We start from the raw sequence: 22,297 nt of genomic DNA, 5'->3' as shown, positions 1-22,297 counted from the left end.
CATTTCAACACTCCCCTATTTATTCACCAGGTGAAGTATTGTTATCTTTGAAGTATCAATCTGCGGGTGTAACCAGCTAATTCCTTCCTTGTACCCTGATCTAAATACGGGTATCCCCCCGTAATTCTGGTATAGCGTATCAACAACATAAACTGATGCCTGGCCCTTAAAATGATCAGCTACTGCTAAGTGGCTGGTAAGGGCATACCTGGATGCTGCCTGGTATGCCGAAGCGGCCTCCCACTTGCCTGTCAGCCAATAAGCAACAATGCCGAACACCACCGCACCTGTTATCATCCGGCTCAGTCCTGGCGAACCCGAAAGGTAAACAGCAGCAGAACTGATTGAAATGGATAGATAAATGGAGGGTAAGTAAAGAAACCTCCCCGACTCAAAAGAATTCGTCGATATCCCAAGAGACAACATAGGGGCAAGCAATGCCACGATCATCCACCCGCAGAAAACCATTTTTCGCTGAACCGGTTTCAATCTTTTTGCTGTCGCCATCAGTATTGTGCTTAACATTACCAATAGCACAAACAAGGCTATAACATAAGCTGTACGGCTGGCAGGATTAATAAAAAGCCGGCTGAGAAATCTTCCTGCGTTTGCGACGAGTATGCCTAAATTAAAGTTCCGAAAATTTCCGGCCTCATAGTTACCCATGATCTCCGAAGTTTGAACCTGCCTGGCTACCAGGTATATAGCCGAAACTACACACAGGGCCTGAGCATATTTTACCTGAGAACTAGAATCGACGGTTTTCTCTTTCTTACAAAGCAACCACAATACCGGGGGTACCAGCAAAGCCTGCTCATAACTAAAGAGAGCACAGGCAAAACACAAGCATCCTACAAGCTGGTTTATTAATGCACGGCTTTCCCCGGCCTGAAAAGACAACTGTAATGAATACAGTAAAAAGATGGCTGAGAGTATAGGCCCCCGTCCAATGATCCACGCAAGGGACTCTGAATAACCGGCATACGACAGAAAAATCAAAACCGAAAGCAAGGCTGTTTTACGTGCAGTATCAGCATTGGAATTGCCTTGCCTGGCTGATAAGGTTTTTGCTAATTGGTAAACCTGGCAGGTGACCACAAAGTGTAAAACCAGTGCCGTGATGTGATAGCCTGGCGCCCACCTGCCCCAGCACAAAAGGTCGAAACGAACCAATAATTCATGTACCGGCCTAATAGAATTCGTTTGAAAAAAGATGCCTTTCTCTGTTAGCGGGATGTGAACAAAATCGTCGTTAAGAAAAAACAAGTTAGCAGGCCAGAACAATACAATGTTGATCAGTATAAAAAAAACAAACAGGATGGTCGCTACAACTTTCATGAATTGGTATTACAATACTCAAATCCAAAGCAGCCTGGCTCTGGTCTCCTAAACAACATTAAACCCCATAATTTTAATACAAGAACTTTTCACCAGTCACCGGATCGCTGACCTGGTTCCTGAAAAGGGATAGTACGGCAGGTCCTGCTTGGACGTTTCCTGTAACGATCAGGTATGCAAGATCGTGTTCCCTGATGAAATTATACAGCAGCTGATCTTTACTTAATCCTTTATGTGTGTTTTTGTAATTCAGGTAGTACGACCTGTTTACAGCTGTATTCAAGTACTCTGCTTCAAGCGGATAAGTGATGCCTGAAAGAATATCTTCAGGGCTGGAAAGGCAAAACTCAAAGTTCTTATTTACCGTCGCAGATACAATGTAAGTAAGCGGCAGAAAATAAACATTTGGATTTCTTCGGGAGTAGTGAATGGATCGGTAAAAAGTACTGTCCGCAATGTAACCGCCGACAACATCACGATTTGTTCTAAAGTACCTTTGTACCGCGTCGAGATAAGGTGCCGCGTACTTGCGTCCTTCATAAACGAGGTTGCCGTTCTGCCGGAACGTATCAACAAAAAACATTTGTGGCTCCGCCAGGGCCCTGACTGCCCAGGTACCAAAGAAAACGATAGCGGCCGGCAGTAGCAATTTATTGTTGTAATTGGAGGCAAATAACAGGATGCTTATCCAAATCAGTAGCAGAACGACGATGTCTGAAATGAACAGGAACTGGTAAGCATTATCCTTCTGGTACAACAGCCTGGCAATAACAATACCGCTGGCAATAATGAGCAACAAAGCAAAAGAACCAGGTTTGAGTCTATTTATTACCTCCCTAAGCACATTTTTATTAATCAGAAACAATGGGCCAATAAAAAGCAGGTAGATGACCATCAGGTATAATCCTGACATCGTAATCGCGTAGATGATAAACTTCCATCCCTGAAGCGTTCGGTGCAACAAGCCACTATTACCGGGGTCGTATATAGAGGCCAGCCCCCGAACCGGGAATAACAGGTAAAACCCAGCATAACAAACTGAAAACAGGATGCTTCCCCAGAAGATATGCCGACCATGCCGGTTTTTGTTGATAAACAGATAGACACTGTAAACAACAAGGGCTGGAATGATGACCACCGCGCACGTAAACGAAAATACGGACACCATCAGCAGAAGGCAGAATGCGGGAATGGTCAGTTGTTTGTAGCGATAAACTTCGATAAACACCGGGATAAACACCAGGTAGATCACCCGGAAGTTCGGCCGTTCCAAAAAACTTCCTTCGAAGTCGCTGATAAACACTTGGTATAGCCAGGATGAAAGACCAAGAAAGTTCGGCATGAAGAATAATAAGGACCAACAAAACAGTTTCGGTAATAACCTATTCCCTCTGTGAAAGAGTACGGCACAAAGGCTATAAAGGGCAAGCATCGTTCCTGATAACAGTACCGCCGCGCCGATATATCTGGCCGCAAAAACGGCGGGATGAAAGGAGCCTGTGATCCTGGTAATAATTGCGGTAAGCCAAAGGTCGAAGTAATGATACGGCTCTGTTCCATGAAAAAACGAACTATACCGGTTGAAGTAGTGGCTCAGGTTTTCCTGTCCGCTCTGGTTCAAACTTTCAGCGATTTTCAGGTAGAAGAAGCTGTCCGCTTGCTTATACTCCGACTCTGGTGCAATAAACAGCACCAGTACCGACACAAATACAATCAGCCCAAGCTCGGGAAGTGCTGAACCATACTGGGGACCTTTGCTCGTTGAAGGATTCCCTGATTGCGCCGGCCCTCCGTGAAAATGTAGAAACAAAAACAGCAAAGGCACCAGTACCAGGTTTATCGATCTGCCGGAGGCAACTACGATTGAATAACATGATACAACAAAAACAAGTCCGGTGAAAAAGCGGTAAAACATCTGTGCATAAACCGAATCCCCCCTTTGAGCCCGGTGCGAAAAGAACCGAGTCAGGCATTCGCCAACAGCTATGAAGAATAACACCAACAGGTAAGACACCCCAAACGCGGTCAGCAACTGCGTGAAGTCAATTGCAGCCATAAAATTGGTAAACGTGGTTTATAATAAGCTGTTGTTCGTCGTCGCTCAGCGAATAAAAGAGTGGCAGCCTTAGCAGGTGGTCTGAAAAGTAAACGGACATTGGGAGCTCAGCACCATTATTCCTTTTTACGAAGTAGGGACTGTTATGCAATGGCAGATAATGGAAGACTGCCAGAATGCCTACTTCTGCCAGGCGCTGAATCAAGTTGTCCCGTTCTGCCGGGGAATTGCTGATTAAGTAAAAAATATGAGCATTGTTGCTTGCATATGGAGGTAAGTATGGAAGGCGAACTTTGCGCTCGTGCGCAAGTAAAGCAAAGCCTTCCCGATACTGATTCCAAAGGTATTTACGCCGTTCTTGTATCATATCGATATTCTCCAACTGTGCAAATAAAAAAGCGGCAGTGATGTCGGAAGGAAGAAACGAGGAGCCGACATCAACCCAACGGTATTTATCTGTTTCTCCGCGAAAGAATTTAGATCGATCGGTTCCTTTCTCACGGATGATTTCAGCCCTTTCTACCAGTTGAGGGTCGTTTAAGACCAACATCCCACCTTCACCTGATATGATATTTTTCGTTTCGTGAAATGAAAACGCAGCCATATGCCCGATACCGCCAAGAGGCCGGTCTTCGAAATAAGCGTCTATGGCGTGGGCAGCATCCTCAATCAGCCAAAGTTGATGCTGTTGAGCCACGCTTTGCAACTGTTGCATGTTGCAGGCAATACCTGCATAATGCGTAACAACAATAGCTTTTGTTTTCGGGTTGATGAGCTTTTCAACAGCGAGCTCATCAATACCAGGATGATCACCCCGGGAGTCAGCAAACCGGATAATGGCTCCACGCAGGATGAAGGGGTTGACGGTAGAGACAAAAGTGTACGATGGTGCAATTACTTCATCTCCCGGCTGAATGTTACACAACAACGCCGCCATCTCCAAGGCATCGGTGCAACTCGAGGTCAGCAGGGTTTTTCGGTAGCCGTAACGCGCTTCAAAAAATTGCTGGCATAGACGGGTATATTTGCCATCACCTGAAATTTTGCCTGTATCCACCGCATCTTTTATGTAGTTTAATTCATTTCCCGAAATGAAAGGTTTATTGAACGGAATTCGATACATGCTGAAGACGGTTAATGAAAGAAAAGCCGAAGGTTTTTAACTGGGATCAGCGACTCACCGGATTGGCTAAACGTTGCAGCCGTTATCGCAAGCAGGCCACTTGAACACACAACTACAGGGCAATCATCCTGCAAGAAAATAACTTTGCCCGGTACCCGGTTTTCAATTACTACGTCACCGATAATTCTAGCTGCTCTTATCGAAACCTGCCGCTCATCTACATTTGCTGTTACACCAGCATAAGGGTATCCCAATGCATCAATGGTTCGCTTTATGAATTCTGAAGGTTTGTACCAATTAATCCGGTAATCCGACTCATGTAAGTGAAGGCAATAGGTAGCCAGGTAATGGTCCTGTTCTGATGTTATGAGCGCCTTTCGATCGGAAAGCTTGGTGTAAATAGAGGTAACAATGGTGATGCAAAGCGGGATTATTTTCCTGATTGCTTCGTCGAGGGTTAACGGGTAATCAATTGTTATCTTCTCCTGTTGCAGTATAGGACCGTCGTCGTTGGTACCAGCTGCAAGCAGGGCTGTTACCCCTATTTCACGTTCACCACTAATCAGGCTATTTACCAGTGGAGCATACCCGCGGTAACGTGGCAACAGGCCCTCATGGAGTACGATGTTACGGCTGCCCGCAGGCGGCTTAACAGGCCACCCGATATAAAAGCAGAAATATTCCGTTCCTCCGGCGTTTTCGCTACCGGCTGTAGCAATGCCTTGGATTGTGCACCACTCGAGAATCTCGCTGGCCGGATCATCGGCAAGTTCATCGTTGGCGCACACCCTTACGAGCCCGACGGTACCAGCACCAAATGTCGCAACATGGTGACGGAAAACGGCAAAGGCCGTGAACCCGCAAACGGCAAAATCAACTTTTATCATCAGGTAGGTTGATTGTTTTTCGGGCAATGTAAAGCGGTCGGTTTTTTATTCCCTGGAAAGTTTTACCAACGTATAGGCCCACGATCCCCAGGGTGGCGATGATCAGCCCGCAAAGAAACCAGATAGATAGGAGCAAGCTCGTGTAGCCCTGAACGGTAATTGCGTGATTGAAGTAGCGGTACAACTGCACCACACCTGCGATTGCAGTTGCAAGCGAAATTAAACAACCCGTTGCAGCCACTATCTCAAGCGGCTTATCTGAATAGCTCAATACAACATCGAGCCCGAGTCGAAGAAGCCGTCGAAAGTTGTAGTTGGATTTGCCCTGTCCTCGTTCGCCATGCAGTACCTCAATGGAGCTGCTTTTAAAGCCGACCCAAAGCACCATCATCGGAAAGTAACGGATCGACTCCCGCATCTGCACAATCACATTTATAACTTTATGGCTGTAAATGCCAAAATTTGCAATAGAGGCATCAATTTTTTTTCCCGTGATAAAGCTGAGAAAACGATAGAACAATGCTGAGAAAAACCTTTTGATCCATCCATCTGTCCGCTGCTTTCGCCTGCAAAGAACAATATCGTAGCCTTCCAGCGCTCTTTGGTACAAGGGCAATATTTCTTCCGGCATGTCCTGCAAATCGCTATCCATAACCACGATCCATTTTCCGGAAGCAACATCAAGACCGGCAGATATCGCATAATGCTGACCGAAGTTCCGACTCAATGAAATGCCTCTGACTCTGGAATTCTGTTCACATTCTCCAAGAACTGCATTCCATGAGTCATCAGGGCTACCATCATCAACCAATATAATCTCATAATCGATATTAAGTTGTTGAAGCGCCATTACGACCTTGCTCACAAAGGGTTTCACGAGCGTGGCTGACCGGTAGACAGGCGAAACTACTGAGATTTCGATCATGCCGGTAAGTTAGTAATACCGAAATAAATGGGTCAACTTTTTTAAGGATCATAGTTCAATGTCATTTACTTAAGAGAAATCTTTGGTGACCAGCTGTGGCAATTCTATTTGCCATTGTTGTGTCACTCCCTTGTACCGCATCGCTTTATTCACCAATTTCTGCCACTCACCTTAAGTAAACGATATTGGATCATAAATATTCCGAGGGCTTATGATTGATCAGCTGGACTGCATACATGTGATCACCGGGAGCCCCACGTTTACTTAGCCTTTTTTTTGGCTGCTGGTGCGCGCCGCGATGGCGCAGTTGTGTCTTCAGCGTCCTGTTGTGGTGGAACAAGTTGTGAGCTTAGGAATTTATCGGTATGATCAATTTCAATCTCAACCCACATTGGTAAGTGGTCGGACATTTTAAAAGTGCGCCAGAAAATCCGGTAGTAATTTGATTTGTCCTTTCTTTCTTCACCCTTGTCATTTGTTTGATAGCTTTTGCCCATCTCTTCCGCATAGATCAATTCGTCTTCGTCTTTATACACGCATTCAAAAAAGTCGAATACACCTGCCTTGCCTGTGGTCTCAAATGAGTTTGGCCGCACCTTAAAGGCAATCTGGTCGTAAAACTTATTTTTAAGGACGTTTGATCCAGGTAAGGACTGTAGCTCTTTGGGAATGACGAATTTTGCATCCGTAATGGCTTTGAGGGTACTATCAGTACGACTGTAGATGTTGAAATCTCCTAGCAGCACAATGTTATTCGACCACTCATATTTACCGTCCGCACGAGCTGCCATGGCATTTGCAAGTGCCGAGATTTCTTTGAGGCGCTCAGGATCTTCGGCGGCGTCAACTCCATACAGTATGTGAACCGTAGTAAGTATAAAGTTTGTCCAGCCCGCATTAAAGCCGCACATAAATGGTGTCCGTGCAAGTTGTTTACTGGGAACGATGGTCGTTTGCCCGGTACCCGGGTCTTTTGACTCCATCGGTGGAAGCACCATCTCTCCAGCGAGTCCACCAAACTTTACCTTCCTGGTATCGAAGATAAAGGTCAGCCGCTCCTCATTACCAAGATTACCTTCAGTGATGTCGGTAAACATGTATTCCCAGGACTCACCCAGTAAACCCATGAGCTTTTTAAGCGTTTCGAGGTCTTTTCGAACTTCCTGCACTGCAATTACATCAAACTTGGAAATAATTTCTGCGATATAGTACAAGGCTTCGTTGGTGCGACCACCGTACTTGGAAGTGCCAAACTCCCGGATGTTCCAGGTCGCAAGAATGAGGTTGGTTTCAAGGTGCTTCTCAGGGATTTCCTTTACCAGTTTCTTTCGCAACACTAACAGCCGTTCTATAATTCGTTTTCCATCAGGGGTTTTCGGATCGATGTTTTGGTAAAACGCCATAACGGGAGTTGAGGATTAAAGCAATGGTTTCTTCAACAAAGTAGTACAGAATCCTGATGAGATCAAGTGTGCAAATGCAAAGGGCAATAAAGTGAGGAGAAAGCAGGGGGAATAGCAAATCCTGACGAAAATCGTTTGATTCGTTCAGTTAGGCCGCTTGCTTGAGTTGCTTCCAACTTTATACCGTACAAGCCCAACGGGCAAGCCATTGCAGCGGGAGTGCAAAGCTAAAGCAACGAGCGGGCAATAATTACACTTACAATGCAGTACCCCGACGAAAGACATCCCCTGACTAAAACGAACATGGGTAATGACGCCCTGTTGTTCGGAGAACCGGAAGTTTAACAGCTGGCCTTTTTGTTCCATAGCTGTTCTATCACTGGCAGTCAGGCCAACTGCCGTTGATGGCAGGCCATTCGCAAGTTTCGAACGGAGGAAAGGTTGAAGTAACTCAGCGATTAACGGGTGACCACACGTGTTTTTGTAAGCACATCGTGCAAAGGGCGGTCGAAAAACGGGATAAAAAAAGCATCAATGATGGTTAGCCGCAACAAGCTTCGAAAAAATATTTGAATGACAGACGGTCTTTTCCCTTTTAGTGAAACCACTTTAGTGAGGCTGAGCCACTTTGCGGGCGAGCGCAAAAAGATGAGTTCGAAAAGGAAATAATAAACCATCATTGTTCCCCAGAAAAAATAATAGTAAGGATAGCCGGTATAGCCCCAATAAAAAACATAGAAATTATACCACTCCTTTAAACCGTAGGAAACTGCAAATATGATCAACGTATCTAACAGGCAATTCATTACTCTCGCACCAAAACCAGCTTCAGTCATAGTCTTCTTTTATGCTATCGCATCAGGTACATTTTACCGTACCCGTTGTTAAAAAATGTATCCGTATTCACCCGGTCACCGTTTGGATCAAGCGTATTGTACTTCTCCAATGTCTTGCCTTGTTGGTTGGTAATCACCCGGTAGAGATAGATGCCGTTGGCCAGCTTTTGACCATATTGGTCGGTACCATCCCACTTATACTCGGTAATGTTACGACCGATGTGCAAATTACCCAGTTCTGCCTTTGTGATATCTTTTACAATTTTACCCGTAACGGTAAGTATTTGTATCCTGATATTTTGCGGCACTTCACTGCCGGTAAGGGTAAATACAAAGGCAGTTGAAGTTGTGAATGGATTCGGATAGTTAAACATGTTTGAAATCATCGGCTTATTGATAACCTGGAACCTTACCCGGTACTCAATGTTACCTGCGCTATTCCCGTTTTTGTCTTTGGCGCGAACGATCAGCTCGTAAAAGTCATTCCCGCTATCTTCAAAGAAGTAGGGAGTGAACTCAATCATTGCTTCGTTTTTACCTGAAGTAAGATCAGCCGGAATAAACCTGAGCGTATCTGTACCAAAAGCAAAACGCCTGAGGGTTCCATTTGTTCCGGGATACTGAATGAACACCTGGGCGAGCGCGGTGTCGTCAAGCGCAAGGAACTTTGACTCATCTTTCAGCTTCACCAGGATCTTTGGTTTCGATGAAACGATGTCGCCGTTCAGGATGTGCACACCATCAAAAGTTACATCCAGCAGTGGATTATACGCATCGCCTTTTACAAAGAAGCTTTTGTATAACACGTTGTTGAAGTGATACTGCTCAGGTTGAGCATTCTCCGGGTTTACATCAATAAACAAGGTATTGTTGCCTGCGAAAGCGCGGGTATCAATTAGCGCAGAAATATTTGTCGTGTCGCCCGGCAACAACCTTTTTCGCAGTTGAACGGGAATAACGGTTTGTTTGTTTGCAGCATCTGTCACAACCATATTTATTTTAATACTATCTCGGAAAGCTACATCGCTAACGTTTTTAAAAGGCATGTTGAATTGAAGCACCTCTCCTACTTCAAGCGTGTCTTTGCCTGCGGCAACCAGGTTCGGAGCGAGTCCACCTTCAGGAACAGCGTCGTAAAGGATGCGCCAATAGCGGAGTTGATAAGGGGTGAGGTTAATAGAGTCGAGGTTTGCAAGTTTGAGCCTGATATACGGATACTGAGCAGGGCTGATTGATGAGATGTCGAAATCCTGTTGTGTTTGATCTAACCGATACAAACTGTCCTCACGGCCGGTGGAAGTGATACCTACAACATATACATAAGGGCGATCAACGCCCGTAGTCTCTTCGCTGTTACCTCTCCATTTTACCTGCTTCCACGCCACGGCGGGACCAAATACCGGGGAAGTAATCACACCAAATGTATCAATGGTATTTACGTTTACCGATAAGGTGATCCGATCACCAAGACCATCGCTGATCTTAGCGGAAGGCGTAAAACCAACCGGGTCATTTTTTTTGTACACGAAGGCAAACGCGCGGGGGCTGTTAAATGAGTCGAGCACGTTGAAGCCTTGGTTAAATAGTTTATGGTAAAGCGAGTTGTTTGCGCCCAAAGTATTCGCATCCGTTTTCCAGTCGTTTGCATAGGTGTTGATCGCAGGATTGGCACTTACTACATTTCTCACGACTACGATAAAGCCGTCGGGTATGGAGTCCATGAAACGCATGGCCCGCTGCCGTTGATTAATGTTGCCTACAAGAAAGTCGAAATTGTAATTACGGGATGGCTTACAATCGCTTGCTGTAGTTCCACTCAATCCTACCCCATTCGTCGTGATATTTTTCCAGGGTTTAAAGGTGACGGGGTCGAAAACATTAAACTGGAGCACAGGGCCATCGCAGGCACTTTCGATATAGGTGATGCCATTCACGGAAACAGAAAAGTGACTGTCCTCATTACCGCTGGTAGGAAAGATAGAATTGGTGATAAACAGGTTGTTCATCGCATTGCCAAACTTCCACTTCCTCGATGAGCTATCGATATATATCCTGTTGGCACCGGACTTCGTGTGCTGGTAGAAGTGTGACTGATTGAACCCGGCGCTGCTTCCGGCGAGGTAAACAAAAGACGCATTGTTCCAACGATAAACTCCTGCAGTGGGTGTTGGTGCAACCCGCCAATAATAGACGATGCTATCCATAAAACTAACCCCCGGATCAAATTCAATCAATCCGCCAGTGGTAGTAACTGATTTTGAAACTTTCATAGCCGAGTTAAAGAGCTCGGTTGTGTCCATCTCCAATACATAGGTCTGGCTTTTTGTGATGGGGTTTGCTGTAGAGGCTACGAGTTTTACCGTTGGCTTGTTAATGATTGCAAAATTATAAGGGTATACAGGTCTCAGTTCGTCTTCGTATATCGTGAAACTTTTCGTTGCACTGTTGTTTGATTCGCTGAGCTCCGCAAATCGGCTGTCCCCATCAACCGTAACGATGATCTTGTTATCTCCCTTATCACGGGTCGCGTTGATTGGCACCACCATTACAACCGAATCCATGTATTTTATCGAGGCCCTCTTTGTCAATAGGGTTGCCGTGCTACCATCAGGATATTGCCGCCTAATCTCTACAGTCACCGAATCTCTTGTTGCCCGGCCAAGGTTGTAGAAGTAGGTTTTAAGCGTAAAGTTGTTATCTGCTACAGAGATAATATTTGGAGCAATGTTGATCTGTGGTTCCTCAATGGCATAGTCGGGCCTTGCAAAACTATTGATGCGCACAGCCGGGTCACCATGAAGGGTAGTTTCTTCAGCATGCAGGCGGGTTCCAAAATCAGTACTTCCGTAGGTGGCGAGCATTGCGATTACCGCCTCGTTGATGTTTATACCGATACCCTTGCCATAACCGGTCGTGCTTATGGAACGGTAAAGCCCCTGGTTGTAAAAATCGAGGTAGTTTTCGAGGCCGAAGTGGGTGCTGGCAATAAAACCGATTGCCCCTTTTTGTGGTGCAAGCACATACTTTTCTGATAAGGTGTTAATCGAGGTAAACCGCAGCGTGTCGAAAGCATACAGGTTACCGGCATTACAACCATTAACCACAAACATCGGGTATTTACCCGTGTTGTTGTAAACCGAAGGATCATCAAGGTTGTAATCGAGTGACGATGAAGATGAGTGACCAAAGTAGTTGAGCAGGCTTATCCCTTTTTGAAAAGTTTGCTCCATCAGTGAACTAACAATGGTAGTAGCAGGGCCAGTGGACGACTTGTTGAAGTTGATTACGGTGCCACCAAACAGGGTATCACGAATGATGGTTTCGTAGTTGCGCAGGTAGCTGGTCAGGCGTACATCCAGGCTTACGTCGTTCGCGCCTGCAACGTGTACCACCGTTTTCATCCAGGCTTTGTTGTCGATCGTTTGTACCGTATTTGCCTGCGCCTGTTCGTATTGTTTTACTTTCTCGAGATAAATAAAGATTTCCTGGGGAGTTACGGCTGATATCCTTCCGATTGGTGTTGCCATAACGGGTTCCAGGGTGTTCGACGCAAGCACGACATCCGATGCGGGGTAACCAAACGTAGGCACAAGGTTTAACCTCTCGGCCTGAGGATTATTTTGATAAGAACGGTAGTCGGCATAAGTAAGTCCATGACCAATCAGCAAAGCATATTTTGGCGCTTGCGAAAACGTAACCCTTGCATAACGCAAAAAGTTCTTAATGCTGAGTGGATGTTTTTTAACGCCAAATGCAAACTGGTCCACCAACTGTTCAATGTCGTAAACCCGGGCATTGTAACTTCCACCTGCAGCAGACGACCGGTAGTTGCGATATTCTTCAACCTGGTTTGCGCCGTGAAAATTTGCATAGAGGCTCGGATGCGAAATAATCAGGTAATCGCCCTGGCTGCCGGGAGCACTGTAATTGGCAAAGGTTCGGGTTTGCAGGTTATCGATGGTGGTGATGTTCAATGATTGACTTACAAGCGCAAGCTGAACCGGAGTGGAAGAAGGCTGCAATACAATTCGAACCACACCTGTACCGCTTACCTCGGCCACATACCTGCGATTGTTGGTAAGATCGTACAGCACAGGAGTTCCTGAACCGCCGTTGAAATTCGTTATTTCCAGGTATTTTGTTGTAGCGGAAGCCGGCAGGTTAAACTTAAACGACGAACTACCCCCGAAGTTGAATTGCCGCGGATAGTTCAGTTCGATAAAGCTGCAAACGATGCGATCGGTACTGTTTGAAAATTTGTTGGTAATCCGGAACGATGCCGTATTTGATGCCAGCAACGATAGGGGTACCGCATTGTTGTGATTTATGCGCGACTCGAACTGGTTTACAATGGTGTCGATGATAATTGTATTATTCAACTCAATTTTGTATGTACGGTCAACCGAAGAAAAGCCGTTTGGCGCACTACCTGCAACTGCAGCCCTGAAGGTTGCAGCAGGACCGGAAGGAGCGACAAAGATGTTATTGAAATTCGTGGTTACCGGGTTGGCAGGGTTGATGTCGACACTGGAAAACATTTCACCCACATCATAACTGCTCGAATAAATGTATTCTCCACCGGCAACAAGGGCCCGGCCACGATGTATCTGGTCGCTGTAGTTGTTCCGGAGCGAATGAATAAAATAGGATTCAGGTGCCAGCGTATTGCCGGCAACATTGTTGGCGGTATTTGAAAAACGGAGATTGGCACTTCCGGCACTAACCGTTAAAAAGTAGGTGGAAGAGTCCGTTTGAAGGCTGAGCTGGTCGGATAGCTGGTCGGCAGGAACACGGTATAGCGCCCTGTCGAGGGTGCCGTCGTTACGTTCGCCCCAAAATTCAATATAGCCCGTGCTTCCCAATGGCCCGCTTGCGGCGCTGGTAAAAAGGGGTACCTGCCTTCCGTTTCTCCAGAGTTGAAAATTTTCAGCGGGTTGAGCGCCCAACCCTGCAGATGTTAGCGCTGATGCAGAAATCCTGTAAAGCCCGGTTGTACTCAGTCTGAATTTATAGTAGGTTTTGGTATAATCGATCCACTCGTTGTTGAAGGTTTGTCCGAACGACAAACCCGCAAGCATAAAGAGAGAAAACAGGACGAATAGTTTTTTCATACGATCAATTGTACCGACGCTCGGGTTAGTCGTTCTTTTTAAGGTCAAGCCGCAAAGAAAATATATGGGTGTACAGTGGATTGGATTGATTTGCAAGGTTGGTAAACGCATAATCGATCACCACGTTTTTAATCCTGAACCCCACCCCTACCGAAGGCTGGTAGATCCATACCTTCTTTTGGTTTAGGGTATCACCATCGGATAGTGCTTTTTGAAAATTGGAAATACCCGCCCTAAAGAACAGGGCATTTTGGAACGAAGCCTCAAGCCCCAGCCTTGGATCCACACTAACGGTTTTGTTACTTATGAGGGTATTGCGCTGACCATCAAATGTGAGGTCGAGATTTGCTTCCGCTTCCAGGTTAAACTTTTCGCCCAGTGGAAACGCATATGCAGCACCCGCAATCAGCCTTGGCGCCGTCAGCTCTGTCGACTTTACGGGTATGTCGTTATTGGTGAGATAGAGCACCTCTTTTTCCCTTTCGTCGAAAGTAAAGCTCCATGCATTGAAGGTTGTAGTAATATCTCTTGCCGCAAGGCCAAATTTCCATCGATTGCTTTGGTATTGCATCCCTGCATCAAGTCCGAAACCCCAGGCAGACGCGAATGTGCCAACGTTGCGGTGGATCACTTTTACGTTACCGCCAAAACTGAGTTTCTGATCCTCCTCATCTTTCACCTTTTGTGCGTACGACAACAGGAAGCCGTAATCGGCCGAGGAAAAGGTGCGAATATTATTGTAGTTCACTGAACCATCGGGTTCCACCAGGAAGAGGGTGTTGGGAATATCATCAACGGCAAAACGCAAAACCGAAAGCCCTACAACCCTCCGGTTTTCGCTGATCGGAACTGCTACGCCCAGGTAGTCGTATTTGCCGATGCCGGCAAAGTATTCGGCGTGCATCACGTTTACAGATGGAAAATCCTGGATACCTACCAGACCTGCCGGGTTCCAGTAACCTGCAGTACCATCTTTAACGCTCGCTACCTGCGCACCACCCATGGCCAGGCCGCGGGCGCCTGCACCGATATTTAAAAATTCATTGGAATATTTCCTGAATTGACCGTCAACACTTCCGCCCCAGAATACCCCCGCCAGCAAAGCAGCGAACAGTTTACATTTCATGCATAAAAGTTACAACATTCAAATTATTGCGGTTGTAAAAGTCATCAATAAAACGCACTATAAAAAATAAACGTAAGCGCTTGTATTGCAGTAGAATTCACCTGTCTTTACACTTTTAAACCAGACCCGCCGCCTATTTTCGAGGAGAGCTGGTATGCAATTGTTTTTGGGTAGCCAACAGGTGAACACGAAATTGGCCCCGGTTGCCCGCCCGCTGCGCAGTCGGACGCCCGCGCGGATAAACCGGTTCGGACAGGGGTGTCACCCTTGTACTTTATATTTTTAAGCAGCAGTATTTACAACCGCGATCCTATCCGTGCTTTCGAAGCAAGGCAAACAAGCAAATACGCGGGTTTTCTAAGCAAGCAAAACTTCAACCTTAAGTGCAAGACCATCCGGGGCAGCCTGAAGCTGCTACAGGCACAACAGTAAAAGTGAGTGACACAACGATTTCGAGTAAAGAACAACTGCTGGTCACCAAAAAATCAGGATGCAAGTTCCAGATGTATTTTCCAGGCGGCGTTGCCGTACTTTATTCGTGGGCCGATTATGTGATGCATTCTGCTTTATTTTTGCCGAAATCGAAATCAATGCAATTAATTGAAGAATTGAAGTGGCGTGGCATGGTGCAGGATATTATGCCCGGCACCGAAGCATTATTGGAAAAGGAAATGGCTACCGGCTATATTGGTTTTGACCCTACGGCTGAAAGCCTGCATATCGGCAGCCTTGTTCCAATCCTGTTGCTGGTGCACCTTCAACGTGCGGGACATAAGCCCATTGCATTGGTGGGCGGTGCAACAGGTATGATAGGCGACCCTACCGGAAAAAGCGAAGAACGCAACCTGTTGAGTGAGGAAGTACTGCAGCGAAACCAGGCCGGAGTACAAAAACAACTGGAGAAATACCTCGACTTCGACAGCAACAAACCGAATGCTGCGGAGATGGCCAACAACTATGATTGGTTTAAAGAATTTACCTTTCTTGACTTCATTCGCGATGTGGGCAAACACATTACGGTGAACTATATGATGGCGAAGGAAAGTGTTAAGAAGCGGCTGGACAGTGAGGTTGGGATGAGCTTTACCGAGTTCACCTACCAACTGATACAGGGCTACGACTTTTACTACCTGAATAAACACAAGAACTGTAAGCTGCAAATGGGCGGCAGCGATCAATGGGGAAATATTGTAACGGGCACCGAGCTTGTGCGCAGAAAAGCCGGCGGAGAAGCTTTTGCATTTACCTGCCCATTGATCAGAAAGGCAGATGGCGGCAAATTTGGCAAGACGGAAAAGGGCAACATCTGGATTGACCCGGAAAAAACAAGCCCTTACCAGTTTTACCAGTTTTGGCTAAACGCGAGTGACGATGATGCAGAGAAGTGGATAAAGATCTTTACGCTCTTGCCAAAGGAAACAATAGAAAACGTGTTAGCCGACCACAAGCAGGCACCTCATGAACGGCTGTTGCAAAAGAAACTTGCCGAAGAAGTAACCACGTTTGTGCATAGCCGCGAGGATTATGCGTTTGCAATCAAGTCGTCGGAAATACTTTTTGGAAATGCAAGCGCCGAAGTGCTGATGAGCTTAACCGAGACACAATTGCTGCAGGTTATGGAGGGGCTCCCCCAATCGGAGATCAGCCGCGAAAAACTGGTTGACGGGTATGACCTGTTAACGCTGCTAAACGATGCTGCCGTGTTTTCCAGTAAAGGTGAGGCACGTAAAACCTGGCAAGGTGGTGGTATAAGTTTAAACAAAACAAAGCTAGGTACTGATGTAACAACCATTAATGCCGGATCACTCCTGCACGACAAATACCTGCTGTTTCAAAAGGGAAAGAAGAATTACTACTTTGTAAAGGCAGTGTAGGCATAAAGCTGCGAACAATGAAGGTTTACTTTATAGCGGGCCTCGGTGCAAATGAAAAGGCGTTTGGTTTTCTTGACCTTTCGTTTTGTGAACCTGTGTTCATCAGTTGGATAAAGCCCCATCCCCGGGAGACCCTTGCAGAATACGCCGGCAGACTACGCGAGGTAATCACGGATACGGATCCAATTATCGTAGGCGTTTCGTTTGGCGGCATGTTGGTAACCGAAATGGCCAAGCTCGATAAAAGCATACGTGGAATTATCATATCGAGTAACAAAACTTCAAAAGAATTTCCCCTATACCTGCGGATGTGGCGATACCTGCCGGTGTATAAGTGGGTGCCGGGCAGCGTGATTAAACTTAGCGGAAGGGTTAGCCGGAAACTGATCGGGCCGGTGGGCAAAACTCAACAGGCCACGTTTATGAAAATTCTTGGCGACACCGATCCCCGATTTACCGTTTGGGCGATCCATGCTATTTTAACCTGGAACAACCTTGACGTTCCCACCAACGTGGTACATATTCATGGCTCCTCCGACAGGCTGTTGCCGATGCGTTTTGTAAAACCTGATCACGTAATCAGCAAAGGAAAACACCTGATGATTATGGACCGTGCCGAGGAACTTTCGGCGTTGCTGAAAAAGCTTGTTCAAAATCTTTGATGAACACAGGGGCCTTAAAGGGTTTTAAGGCCGGGTATCGAATACAACTTTCCAGATCTCTTCTGCTACCAGCTTATTTCCCTGTTCGTTCAGGTGAACCCCGTCGTTGGTAAGAACCCCTGATGACTGGTTGTCTAAATTGTGTTCGTTATTGTAGTTTAGGAATGCGCGTCGAAGGTCAACGAGCTTAAGATCGTTGGTAGCCGCGATGTTGCGAATTAGGTCGGAGTATTGGAGCAGCTCGGCGTCGAGCTGATTGGAAAAGTCTGTTTTTTCGCCGATAACAGCAGGAGTACAGATGACTACTTCGATTTTGGCAGCCTTCAGCCGGTGAATGATGGTTTCGTAAAACTCCTCAAACTTGTCGGCATCTGTGCCTGTACCGGTGCTGATCTTGTGCCAGATGTCGTTTGTTCCGATGTAGATGACTGCAGTGGCGGCATTGGCAAGAATAACATCGCGATCGAGTCGCAGGTGCAAGTCGTAGATTTTATTACCGGGAATACCTGCGCCTATAACTTCAAATTTTTCAGCCAGGCCCTCGCTAGCCAGGTACTTTTTTAAGCGGCTGATAAATCCGGGTGGTTGTGAAGCCTCTGCCGTAATCGAGTCACCAAGGATAATGATCTTTTTTTGCTTTTTTCCATGGTTGAACGACAACAGCAACATGACAGCAACGAAAGCAGCAAGAAGTAGAAGATTTATAGCCATTAGGTTTGCTGAGTTAGCCGCTTGTGTGGGATTTCGTTATTATTCGAAGGCTGCTGTTTAAGCATTAAAGTACTGCCGGGCAAACGGGAGGGGAAGATCACTCCCAGGTTCCCATTACCGGGGTTGTTTCCTGCGCCATCTTTTCAATAAACTTTCGTTCGGCAACATCAAATCCATTTCCTTTTGCGCAAAGGTGTACAACAAGGCGTTCGATGCTCATTGGGTTCCCAACGGGTATGTCGGCAATATTACTGTGCCTGATATCATGCCCGTCGATGATAATGACAAGACCACTCCCGATTGCTTCCATCAGGTTGCCTTCGCTCACCAGCATGCCCGTGTCTTCACCAAGACCGATGCCTATTGCAGAAGGATTGCCGGCGACAGCTTGTGATAGCCGACCGAAGCGCCCGCGTTTTTCGAAGTGTGAGTCAAAAATCACGTTGTTCATAAAGCCAAGGCCGGTAGTTATTTTTACCTCTCCTTTGAGGTGGGCCCTCGAGGCGCTGCCTTCGTAGATCATGGTATTGCTCATAGCCATTGCGCCTGCAGAAGTGCCGGCGACTACAAATGGTTCGCTGCGGTAGCGACTTTGTATGAGTCGGAGTAAGCGGGTGCCGCCAAAGATAGAAGACAAACGAAATTGATTGCCACCGCTGAATAGTACCGCATCGGCTTTTTCCATACGTTTGATGTAATCCTCCCGCTGTACCTCATCGCGGTTACGGATATCCATTACACCTATGTTGGTGCAGCCAATTTTCCCAAATGCGTCCATATAATTGTTGCCAACCTCCAGTGGGATCATGGAGGCCGTTGTAATGATCTCAATTCTAGCGCCTGGCCCGCCGGCTTCCTTAACTATCCGTCTTAAGATTCCAAGTTCAAAGAAATTCAGATTTTGCCGGTGGATCTCCCCAACATCCACGCTGGTACCCTTGTCTTCGGCGCCACCAATTGCAACTAACTTTCCTTTTGGAATTATCATCTATTGATCATTTCATTAAAACTTACAAAGTAACTATAAATTTTAATGTAGCAGAGGGTTGTCAAAGCGAAAATACCGGGTCTGAAACGCAAATTGATGATATAAATTCCTGTTTACATATGTTTTTTACAAGCCGGACGATCGCCTTTAGACATGTGTTTAGTAACAATGACATTACAGATGAAGATATTTTGATGTATTACCCATTTCAGCCCTAGTGGCGTGCTTTTTTGTTTATCTTACCGGGAATAGCTGTCCACTAAATATTAAATGATGGGGTACATCAACCCGCTTTTAAAATCCAAATCGATAGTACTAAGGCTGGCTTAACTTATATGCTAATATTGAAAGTAATCCTCAATCAACTATGAAGATCGTAGAAATAAAGACGCTTCGCGGCCCCAACTACTGGAGTATACGCCGTAGCAAACTGATACAAATGAAGCTTGACCTTGAAGAACTCGAGCAAAAGCCAACCAATGAAATTCCCGGGTTTCGGGAGAGACTGGAGAAATACTTCCCGTCGCTTTATTCGCACAGGTGTAGTGAAGGTGTACCGGGTGGTTTCTTTCACCGGGTGGAAGAAGGAACCTGGATGGGGCATGTAATTGAGCATGTTGCGCTTGAAATACAAACTCTTGCGGGAATGGATACCGGCTTTGGCAGAACACGTGGCACTGGTGTGGCCGGTCAATACTACGTGGTATTTAGTTATATGGAGGAAGACGCAGGCGTTTATGCGGCAAAGGCTGCGGTGCGAATCTGCCAGGCTATTGCTGATGACCAGGTGTACAATTTCGACGAAGATATACAGGCATTACGTGAAATTCGTGAAGACACCCGGCTAGGCCCATCAACCGGTTCAATCGTTGATGAAGCAGTGAAAAGGGGTATTCCATTTATTCGCCTGAACCGCCATAGCCTGGTGCAACTTGGTTACGGGATCCACCAGAAAAGAATACGAGCAACGATTGCAAGCACTACGTCGACTATCGCTGTTGATATTGCCGGCGATAAAGAAGAAACAAAAAACCTGCTTGAGGCTGCCGAGATCCCGGTACCCAGGGGTACCATCGTTCGCACCGCTGAGGAATTATCTGATGCTATCGAACGGTATGGCTACCCGCTGGTGCTTAAACCCATCGATGGCAACCACGGCAAAGGAGCAACAACCAACATCAATGATTGGGACCATGCCTTAAAGGCTTTTGAAGCCGCTCAATATTATAGCCGCGCGGTGATTTGCGAAAAATTTATTACCGGCTTCGACTTCAGGGTGCTGGTGATTAACCATAAGTTTATCTGTGCCGCCTTGCGTACTCCTGCGAGTGTTACGGGCGATGGCGAACATACCATACAATGGCTAATTGATGAAACGAATAAAGATGAACGAAGGGGCTTTGGGCATGAGAAAGTGTTGACACAGATAACAATTGATGACTCGACCCTTAAGATGTTGGAGGAAAAGGGCTATACGCTGGAGTCAGTGCCCGCATCGGGCGAGTTGGTTTTACTAAAACACACGGCCAACCTTAGTACAGGGGGTACCAGTACAGACGTTACCGATGAAGTGCATCCAACCAACATCTTCATGGCCGAACGGATCTCAAAAATCATCGGTCTTGATATCTGCGGGATCGATATCATGGCAGAAAACCTCAAGGTTCCGATCAATGAAAACGGGGGTGCGGTACTTGAGGTTAATGCAGCCCCGGGGTTCAGAATGCACATCGAACCTGCGCAGGGACTTGCGCGCAATGTGTCTGAACCAGTAGTTGATATGTTGTTTCCAAGAGGAATGAATGGGCGCATACCCATCATTGCGGTAACCGGCACCAACGGTAAAACAACTACAACCCGCCTTACTGCACACATCTGCAAAACTGCGGGCTACAAAGTTGGCTTTACCACATCTGATGGGGTGTATATTCAAAACACCCTGATGATGACGGGCGATTGTACCGGGCCAATGAGTGCCCAGTTTGTACTTAAAGATCCCACGGTAGACTTCGCTGTGCTGGAGTGTGCGCGGGGCGGGATACTCCGGGCTGGCCTTGGCTTTCAAAACTGTGATATTGCCATCGTAACCAATGTTAGTTCCGACCATATCGGTCTCGGCGGCATCGACGACCTGGAACAAATGGCAAAAGTGAAGCAGGTACTTCCCGAAACGGTCTTTGAGCACGGCTACGCCATCCTTAATGCGGATGATGACCGGGTGTATGCGATGCGAAAAGACCTGGATTGTAATGTTGCTTTCTTTAGTATGGATGAGAACAATCCCCGAATAAAAGAGCATTGCGCCGACGGCGGGTTAGCATCGGTGTACGAAAACGGTTATGTTAGCATATTAAAAGGGAACTGGAAAATACGGGTAGAAAAAGTAAGTGAAATTCCACTGACTTTTGGGGGTAAGGCTGTGCATAACATTATGAACACCCTTCCGGCAATACTCGCTACCTATATTTTCAGAAACATCAAAAGCGAGGACATTAAACTTGCCCTGAACACTTTTGTTCCCTCCCCTGTTCAAACCCCCGGGCGGCTGAACCTGTTCCAGTTTAGAAAGTTTAATTTCCTGGTTGACTTTGCACACAATCCTGCCGGACTACAATTGCTTTGCGACTTCGTAAACAAAATGGACAGTACTAAAAAGGTTGGTATCATCTCCGGAACGGGTGACCGTCGGGATGATGATATCAGGGAACTTGGCCGGATATCCGGTAGAAACTTCGATGAAATTATTATCCGTCAGGACCGCCACCTGAGGGGGCGTTCTGCGGATGAGATTGTAAACCTGCTTCTCGAGGGCATCAACGATAGCAAACGGGAAGATGTACCGATTAAAGTGATCCTAAACGAAAAAGAGGCAATCATGTATGCCTATGAAAATGCCGAACCCGGGTCGATCATTACCATTATGGCCGATGTTGTTACTGAAGCACTTAACCTGATCAAAGACTTGAAAGAAGAGGAGGAAAAGCAAAGGGTGCTGCAATCGTAATATCCGGCAAACACCTGTTGGCAGTACTTCAATCGATTAAACCAGCCGGGAATTTTAGAAAAGACCATGGATAAACGCAGCCGAAGAAAAAAGATAAAAAAAACCAATTTTATTTCTAAGTTTTGTTGGTTGAAATAAGGTCAGTCCTTATTTTTGCACTCCATTTACGGATTGCCCGATAGTATAATGGTAGTACGACAGTTTTTGGTACTGTTTGTCGTGGTTCGAGTCCATGTCGGGCAACAAAAAGCCG

General features: G+C 46.3%; 14 protein-coding genes and 1 tRNA gene. 4 read left to right on the top strand and 11 right to left on the bottom strand.

Translation table 11 applies throughout. From position 1 onward, the window contains the following. Positions 1-15: 15 nt before the first annotated feature. From EXU57_RS04885 to EXU57_RS04845, 9 genes are all read right to left on the bottom strand, one after another. The gene (locus EXU57_RS04885; RefSeq protein WP_133267064.1) at positions 16-1,338 is read right to left on the bottom strand and encodes a hypothetical protein; all 1,323 of its coding nucleotides are present in this window, start codon (positions 1,336-1,338) and stop codon (positions 16-18) included. A gap of 73 nt (positions 1,339-1,411) precedes the next feature. Continuing rightward, positions 1,412-3,394, bottom strand: coding sequence for a hypothetical protein (locus tag EXU57_RS04880; protein WP_133267063.1), 1,983 nt, complete (start codon positions 3,392-3,394; stop codon positions 1,412-1,414). Continuing rightward, a complete protein-coding gene (gene rffA, locus EXU57_RS04875) occupies positions 3,381-4,517 on the bottom strand; it encodes a dTDP-4-amino-4,6-dideoxygalactose transaminase (RefSeq protein WP_133267062.1) in 1,137 nt (378 codons plus the stop codon). Before rffA ends, EXU57_RS04880 begins: the two co-directional genes overlap by 14 nt. A gap of 11 nt (positions 4,518-4,528) precedes the next feature. Beyond that, the gene (locus tag EXU57_RS04870; protein WP_133267061.1) at positions 4,529-5,404 is read right to left on the bottom strand and encodes a formyltransferase family protein; all 876 of its coding nucleotides are present in this window, start codon (positions 5,402-5,404) and stop codon (positions 4,529-4,531) included. Further along, positions 5,391-6,329, bottom strand: a complete 939-nt coding sequence (locus EXU57_RS04865) for a glycosyltransferase family 2 protein (RefSeq protein WP_133267060.1) — start codon at positions 6,327-6,329, stop codon at positions 5,391-5,393. Before EXU57_RS04865 ends, EXU57_RS04870 begins: the two co-directional genes overlap by 14 nt. A gap of 260 nt (positions 6,330-6,589) precedes the next feature. Next, a complete protein-coding gene (locus EXU57_RS04860; RefSeq protein ID WP_133267059.1) occupies positions 6,590-7,732 on the bottom strand; it encodes an endonuclease/exonuclease/phosphatase family protein in 1,143 nt (380 codons plus the stop codon). A 458-nt stretch (positions 7,733-8,190) separates the two neighbouring features. Then, on the bottom strand, positions 8,191-8,568 hold the full coding sequence (locus EXU57_RS04855) for an RDD family protein (RefSeq protein WP_133267058.1): 378 nt from the start codon (positions 8,566-8,568) through the stop codon (positions 8,191-8,193). 14 nt (positions 8,569-8,582) lie between these two features. Further along, positions 8,583-13,679 carry a C25 family cysteine peptidase gene (locus EXU57_RS04850; protein WP_165958037.1) on the bottom strand — a complete coding sequence of 1,699 codons (5,097 nt, stop codon included), beginning with the start codon at positions 13,677-13,679 and terminating at the stop codon, positions 8,583-8,585. A 25-nt stretch (positions 13,680-13,704) separates the two neighbouring features. Further along, the gene (locus tag EXU57_RS04845; RefSeq protein ID WP_133267056.1) at positions 13,705-14,805 is read right to left on the bottom strand and encodes a PorV/PorQ family protein; all 1,101 of its coding nucleotides are present in this window, start codon (positions 14,803-14,805) and stop codon (positions 13,705-13,707) included. A 383-nt stretch (positions 14,806-15,188) separates the two neighbouring features. Here EXU57_RS04845 and tyrS point away from each other — a divergent pair, with 383 nt between their 5' ends. Together tyrS and EXU57_RS04835 are read left to right on the top strand one after the other, a co-directional pair. Then, a complete protein-coding gene (gene tyrS / locus EXU57_RS04840) occupies positions 15,189-16,679 on the top strand; it encodes a tyrosine--tRNA ligase (RefSeq protein WP_243745512.1) in 1,491 nt (496 codons plus the stop codon). 17 nt (positions 16,680-16,696) lie between these two features. Next, positions 16,697-17,341 carry an alpha/beta hydrolase gene (locus EXU57_RS04835; protein WP_133267055.1) on the top strand — a complete coding sequence of 215 codons (645 nt, stop codon included), beginning with the start codon at positions 16,697-16,699 and terminating at the stop codon, positions 17,339-17,341. A 24-nt stretch (positions 17,342-17,365) separates the two neighbouring features. On the opposite strand, the gene EXU57_RS04830 is transcribed toward EXU57_RS04835, so the two are convergent. After that, entirely contained in the window at positions 17,366-18,052 is a 687-nt protein-coding gene (locus EXU57_RS04830) for an SGNH/GDSL hydrolase family protein (protein ID WP_133267054.1), read from the bottom strand. 97 nt (positions 18,053-18,149) lie between these two features. Then, the gene (locus EXU57_RS04825; protein WP_133267053.1) at positions 18,150-19,040 is read right to left on the bottom strand and encodes a cyanophycinase; all 891 of its coding nucleotides are present in this window, start codon (positions 19,038-19,040) and stop codon (positions 18,150-18,152) included. 367 nt (positions 19,041-19,407) lie between these two features. On the opposite strand from EXU57_RS04825, the gene cphA reads away from it, so the two are divergent. Together cphA and EXU57_RS04815 are read left to right on the top strand one after the other, a co-directional pair. Then, positions 19,408-22,044: a cyanophycin synthetase gene (gene cphA / locus EXU57_RS04820; protein ID WP_133267052.1), complete on the top strand. Its 2,637-nt coding sequence runs from the start codon at positions 19,408-19,410 to the stop codon at positions 22,042-22,044. A 172-nt stretch (positions 22,045-22,216) separates the two neighbouring features. Continuing rightward, positions 22,217-22,287 (top strand) — tRNA-Gln (locus EXU57_RS04815). The last annotated feature ends 10 nt before the right edge of the window (positions 22,288-22,297 follow it).

It is taken from the genome of Segetibacter sp. 3557_3, from assembly GCF_004354985.1.
Taxonomy (GTDB): Bacteria; Bacteroidota; Bacteroidia; order Chitinophagales; family Chitinophagaceae; genus Segetibacter.
Note: the sequence above shows the minus strand (reverse complement) of the source record. Positions and strands in the feature narration are given on the sequence as shown.

Bases quoted from the DNA above. Each gene is read 5' to 3' on its own strand.
- EXU57_RS04845 (WP_133267056.1), bottom strand. From the start codon at position 14,805: ATGAAATGTAAACTGTTCGCTGCTTTGCTGGCGGGGGTATTCTGGGGC.
- EXU57_RS04870 (WP_133267061.1), bottom strand. From the start codon at position 5,404: ATGATAAAAGTTGATTTTGCCGTTTGCGGGTTCACGGCCTTTGCCGTT.
- EXU57_RS04865 (WP_133267060.1), bottom strand. From the start codon at position 6,329: ATGATCGAAATCTCAGTAGTTTCGCCTGTCTACCGGTCAGCCACGCTC.
- rffA (WP_133267062.1), bottom strand. From the start codon at position 4,517: ATGTATCGAATTCCGTTCAATAAACCTTTCATTTCGGGAAATGAATTA.
- EXU57_RS04825 (WP_133267053.1), bottom strand. From the start codon at position 19,040: ATGATAATTCCAAAAGGAAAGTTAGTTGCAATTGGTGGCGCCGAAGAC.
- EXU57_RS04830 (WP_133267054.1), bottom strand. From the start codon at position 18,052: ATGGCTATAAATCTTCTACTTCTTGCTGCTTTCGTTGCTGTCATGTTG.
- EXU57_RS04885 (WP_133267064.1), bottom strand. From the start codon at position 1,338: ATGAAAGTTGTAGCGACCATCCTGTTTGTTTTTTTTATACTGATCAAC.
- EXU57_RS04835 (WP_133267055.1), top strand. From the start codon at position 16,697: ATGAAGGTTTACTTTATAGCGGGCCTCGGTGCAAATGAAAAGGCGTTT.
- cphA (WP_133267052.1), top strand. From the start codon at position 19,408: ATGAAGATCGTAGAAATAAAGACGCTTCGCGGCCCCAACTACTGGAGT.
- EXU57_RS04850 (WP_165958037.1), bottom strand. From the start codon at position 13,679: ATGAAAAAACTATTCGTCCTGTTTTCTCTCTTTATGCTTGCGGGTTTG.
- EXU57_RS04860 (WP_133267059.1), bottom strand. From the start codon at position 7,732: ATGGCGTTTTACCAAAACATCGATCCGAAAACCCCTGATGGAAAACGA.
- EXU57_RS04855 (WP_133267058.1), bottom strand. From the start codon at position 8,568: ATGACTGAAGCTGGTTTTGGTGCGAGAGTAATGAATTGCCTGTTAGAT.
- EXU57_RS04880 (WP_133267063.1), bottom strand. From the start codon at position 3,394: ATGGCTGCAATTGACTTCACGCAGTTGCTGACCGCGTTTGGGGTGTCT.